We start from the raw sequence: 4,910 nt of genomic DNA, 5'->3' as shown, positions 1-4,910 counted from the left end.
CCCCCCCCCCCCCCCCCCCCCCCCCCCCCCCCCCCCCCCCCCCCCCGGCCGTTCCCGTTTTCTCCGGATTTCCACCCTGCTGTGCCCACATCGAAAGTCACGTCCCCGATCCAGAATCTGGCGAAATCGGCGTTCCGCCTTGTGGACACTTCGGTTGCCGAGCTTCTCGACCGGCAATACGTTCGACCTGTCCCGCGACCGCCGAAGGGGCCCGGTACCGGGTTCCCGCCGGTGCCCTGAAAGCCGGTTCACCAACGCGAAACGCAACCGTTGCCGGATACGAGTCCGAGTCCCGGATCGGGCACCCGACGAGCGCGGCGAACATTTCTCCGCGATATCCGAACCACCCTTTGCCGAAACGCTTTTCACCTTTAGGAGAGTCATTGTGGTCGCACACCATGCCGTCGTCACCGGTGGTGTCAGCGGAATAGGCGCCGCGGTCGTAGAACGATTCCTCGAACGAGATCTGAAAGTCAGCGTTCTCGACCTCGGCGCGCCCACACAATCTCGCGAGGGAGTGGACTACTACCAGGTGGACGTGACCGATCGCAGCGCGGTGGAGTCGGCACTCGCGCAGGCCTCCGCCGGATCACCGGCTCCCGATGTACTGGTGACCAGTCACGGAATTCGTGGGGCTTTCGTCCCGGCCCTGGAACTCGACCCCGACCGTATCCGGCGCCTCTTCGACGTCCACGTCCTCGGGACGTTTCTCGTCGCTTCCGCTTTCGCGCGGCCACTGCTCGCGGACGGCAAGAATGGATCGGTCGTCACGATCTCGTCGACCACCGCGTACGGCGGTTGGCATCGGCAGGCCGATTACGGCACCGCCAAAGCCGCGGTGCGCCAGCTCACCGCCAACCTCGCCGTGGAATGGGCGCCACTGATCCGCGTGACCAGCGTCGCGCCCGGCCATACGCGAACCCCGATGGTGCAGGATCTGATCGACACCGGCTACGACATCTCCGCCACGGAATCCCGGACACCGCTGGGCCGCCTGTGCACTCCGGACGAAATGGCTCGATCGATCGAACACCTCGCCCTCGATGCCACCTTTGTAACCGGTGTCTGTCTCCCGGTCGACGGTGGCTGGACGACGGTCGGCAAATGAGCGCGAATTCGTTGCCACACCGGAAACTCGGGGACGTTATGGTCCCGGCCATCGGTTTCGGCGCCATGACGATCACCCAGGTGGCCGGCTACGATATCGATCGCGGCCGGCGCACTGTCCACGCCGCCCTCGACGCCGGCGTACGACTGTTCGACACCGCGGACGTCTACGGACCGGCCGGGGTCGGGGACGGCGTCAACGAACTGGCACTCATGGACGCGCTGCGTTCCTGGCCCGGCACCGCCGACGACATCATCGTGGCCACGAAGGGCGGCCATCTCCGTTTCCCCGAGACCGATACGTGGTGGACGAACGGCAGCTACGAACACCTGCGCCGCGCCTGCACGGCGTCGATCCGGCGACTCGGACTCGAGCCGATACCGCTGTACCACCACCATCGGCCCGACCCCCAGCTGCCCTACGAGGAGTCCCTGTCCGCTCTCCGGGCACTGCACGACGAAGGCCTCATCGCCCGGGTCGGGATCTCCAACGTCGATATCGAACGGATCGATATGGCCAGATCCATCCTGGGTGATGCGCTGGTGTCGGTGCAGAACGAATACTCACCGGCTGTGCGGACGGCGGAGAAGGAGATCCGCGCATGTGAGAAGCATGGACTCGCGTTCCTGTCGTGGGGGCCGTTCGGCGGTATGCGGCAGGCCAAGAACCTCGGTGCCGGCGGGTCGCCCTTCGCCGACGTCGCCCGCGCGCGCGGGGTGAGTATCCACCAGGTCGCGCTGGCCTGGCAGCTGCATCGGTCACCGGCCGTCATCCCGATCCCCGGTGCCTCACGGCCCGAATCGGTCCTGGATTCCGTTGCCGCGGCAACGCTGACGCTGACGGCCGAAGAACTGGCCCTGCTCGACGCACCGAACGAGACCGGACCCTGACCGGGACCCGGCCATCGAACCGATGTCGCGAACCCGCACGAGCACCGGAACCGCACCGGCAGCCCGCAATCGCAGAAAGGAGACCGATCCAATGAGCAGACTCATGCACCTGGCGGTATTCGCACAGGGGGTCGGCGTCGGCCAGTCGGTCTGGCGGTCGCCGCGCACCGCCCCGGAACGCATGCACACGTTCGACCATTGGGCGCATCTCGCCCGGGCCGCCGAACGCGGCTGCTTCGACGCGTTCTTCATCGCGGACGCACTGAATCTGTCGACCGCGATCGAAACCGACGCCACCGATCGTCCCGATCCGCTGCCGATCCTCTCCGCGCTGTCGGTGGTCACCGACCGCATCGGGTTGATCGGCACCAGTTCGACCACCTACAACGATCCGTTCACGGTCGCGCGGCAGTTCGCCACGCTGGATCACCTCAGCAACGGCCGGGCCGGCTGGAATGTGGTGACCACCGCGATCCCCGCCGCCGCCGAGAACTACGGCTCGGCCGGGCTGCCCGACCACGGGGACCGCTATGCGCGCGGTGAAGAGTTCGTCGACGTGGTCCGGGCGCTCTGGGAAGGCTGGGATCCGGATGCCATCGTCGCCGACCGGGAAGCGGGTATCTGGGCCGACCGGGCGAGATTGCACCGTATCGATCACCACGGGCAATTCTTCGATGTCGCGGGACCGCTCACCATCCCCCGTTCTCCGCAGGGCCTGATCCCGCTCGCGCAGGCCGGCTCGTCGCCGACCGGGATGAAACTCGGTGCCCGCGTGGCGGATCTGGTGTTCGCGACACAGCATTCGATCGAGTCCTCGCTGGAATTCGCCGAGGGTATGCGCGGTCTGGCCGAAGCCGCGGGCCGGGAACGTTCGGCGGTCAAAGTGCTGCCGGGCGTCACCCCGATCATCGGCCGTACCGACGACCAAGCCCGCGAGCTGGCGATCGAGCTCGGGTCGTTGATCAGCGAACAGACCACCCTGAAATTCCTGAACCAGACCTTCGGCGGGATCGATCTGTCCCGGTTCGACCTCGACGAGCCCTTCCCGGATCTGCGGGATTCGTTGCCCCGCAATGCCAGTGTGGGCCGGCCTACCCTGCTCACCGAAGTCGCCCTGCGGGAGAAGCTGACCGTGCGGCAGCTCGCACAGCGAGTGGGGCTCAGTATCGGTCACCGTACGCTCGTCGGTTCGCCCGATACGGTCGCCGACGACTTGCAGCGATGGTTCGAGGCCGGGGCCGCCGACGGATTCATCGTGCTACCCACCGACCTGCCGCTGGGTCTCGACGAATTCGTGGACGAGGTCGTGCCCCGGCTGCAGGATCGCGGGCTCATGCGAAAGACGTACCGGGGTAACACCCTGCGCGAGCACCTTGCAGACGGCTGACACATTCGCCGACGCACAGCCCCACGGACGCCACACCAGGCGACGTTTCCCTTTCCGATTTCACTACAAGGAGATCTATCGTGACCAGGGTCATCTACGCACGCAGCGTCCACGACGACGCCGAGATCAACGCCTGTCTGGAGGTACTGCGGGGCGGGCCGTACGCACTGAAGATCGGCAAGAATGTCGCCGAGATGGAAGCCCGGGTCGCCGACCTCTACGGCAAGAAACTCGGACTGATGTGCAACTCCGGTTCCTCGGCGCTCTACCTGGCGCTCGAACTGCTCGATCTGCCCAAGGGATCGGAGGTGATCACCTCACCGCTGACCTTCTCCACCGACGTGTCCCCCATCGTCCGCGGCGGCTGGATCCCCGTATTCGTGGATGTCGAACCCGATACCTACAACGCCGACCCCGCTGCCATCGAGGCCCTGATCACCGACAAGACCAAGGCCATCCTGCTGCCGAACCTGGCCGGCAACGCCCCCGACTGGGACGCCATCCGCGATATCGCCGACCGCCACGGCCTGAAGGTCATCGAGGACTCCTGCGATTGCATCGGTACCACCCTGCGCGGCACCAAAACCGGCAGCCGTTCCGATATCACCGTCACCAGTCTCGCGATGTCGCACATCATCACGTGCGCGGGTAACGGTGGCATGGTCTGTGTCGACGACGAGCAGCTCCGCGACAAGGGCCTCATGCTGCGCCGCTGGGGCCGGCGCTCCGAACCGCACCTCTTCGGGTCGCAGGCTGCCCGCACCGGCCGGGTCTTCCGGGAGGATCTCGACGGCGTCGCCTACGACAACGACTTCATCTTCGATGTCCTGCCCTGGAACTTCGAGCCGTCGGAACTCGGTGCCGCCTTCGGCCTGGTCCAGCTGTCCAAGCTCGACAAGAACTATCAGCGCCGCGCGGAGATCTTCGACGCCTTCAACGGCGCCTTCGGCGCCTACCCGTCGCTGTTCCGGCTGCCCCGCCAGAACCCGGAATTCCACACCGCCTGGCTGTGCTATCCGGTCACCATCCGGGAAGACGCCGGATTCGCCCGGGCCGACCTGCAGGGCCATCTGGAGGCCGCGGGCATCGATACCCGCACTGTGTGGAGCGGCAATGTCACCCGGCATCCGATGATGCGCGGGGTCGAATACCGGGTGCCCGAGGGCGGCCTGCCGAACGCCGACGAGGTGTTCGAACGCGGCATGTCGCTGGGTATGAGCCACGGCATGACCGCCGAAGAACTCGATCACGTGGTGGCCCAGGTGCACGAATTCGCCCGCCGCTACGCATCCGCCACCGATTGAGTCGATCGTCCCGGCGAAGGGGTTTTGGGGGCCGGCCCGCGCGGGGGGGGCGGGGGCAACCCCGAGGGGGGGTTTTGTTTGGTGGGGGGGGCCCCCCCCCCCCCCCCCCCCCTCGACTGGTACGGCAGCCCGGACGCGAACACCCGCCTCAACTGACCATCCGGCGCAGCATCCACCCCGGCAAGCCCGCACGGGGCGATGCCGCGCGCCCACCTCCCCTC

The 4,910-nt window shown here is 66.9% G+C and carries 4 protein-coding genes; all 4 read left to right on the top strand.

All coding sequences use genetic code 11. From position 1 onward, the window contains the following. Nucleotides 1-385: 385 nt before the first annotated feature. The 4 genes from QH276_RS22990 to QH276_RS22975 all read left to right on the top strand — a co-directional run bounded on the left by QH276_RS22990 (nucleotide 386) and on the right by QH276_RS22975 (nucleotide 4,689). The gene (locus QH276_RS22990) at nucleotides 386-1,108 is read left to right on the top strand and encodes an SDR family NAD(P)-dependent oxidoreductase (protein ID WP_280402106.1); all 723 of its coding nucleotides are present in this window, start codon (nucleotides 386-388) and stop codon (nucleotides 1,106-1,108) included. After that, on the top strand, nucleotides 1,105-1,998 hold the full coding sequence (locus QH276_RS22985) for an aldo/keto reductase (RefSeq protein ID WP_280402105.1): 894 nt from the start codon (nucleotides 1,105-1,107) through the stop codon (nucleotides 1,996-1,998). Before QH276_RS22990 ends, QH276_RS22985 begins: the two co-directional genes overlap by 4 nt. 91 nt (nucleotides 1,999-2,089) lie before the next feature. Then, on the top strand, nucleotides 2,090-3,385 hold the full coding sequence (locus tag QH276_RS22980; RefSeq protein WP_280402104.1) for an LLM class flavin-dependent oxidoreductase: 1,296 nt from the start codon (nucleotides 2,090-2,092) through the stop codon (nucleotides 3,383-3,385). Between the two features lie 80 nt (nucleotides 3,386-3,465). Next, on the top strand, nucleotides 3,466-4,689 hold the full coding sequence (locus QH276_RS22975) for a DegT/DnrJ/EryC1/StrS family aminotransferase (RefSeq protein ID WP_280402103.1): 1,224 nt from the start codon (nucleotides 3,466-3,468) through the stop codon (nucleotides 4,687-4,689). The last annotated feature ends 221 nt before the right edge of the window (nucleotides 4,690-4,910 follow it).

Source organism: Nocardia carnea (assembly GCF_029869215.1).
Taxonomy (GTDB): Bacteria; Actinomycetota; Actinomycetes; order Mycobacteriales; family Mycobacteriaceae; genus Nocardia; species Nocardia carnea_B.
Note: the sequence above shows the minus strand (reverse complement) of the source record. Positions and strands in the feature narration are given on the sequence as shown.

What these genes read in the sequence shown, in the direction of transcription:
- QH276_RS22985 (WP_280402105.1), top strand. Translation starts at nt 1,105, where the DNA reads ATGAGCGCGAATTCGTTGCCACACCGGAAACTCGGGGACGTTATGGTC.
- QH276_RS22980 (WP_280402104.1), top strand. Translation starts at nt 2,090, where the DNA reads ATGAGCAGACTCATGCACCTGGCGGTATTCGCACAGGGGGTCGGCGTC.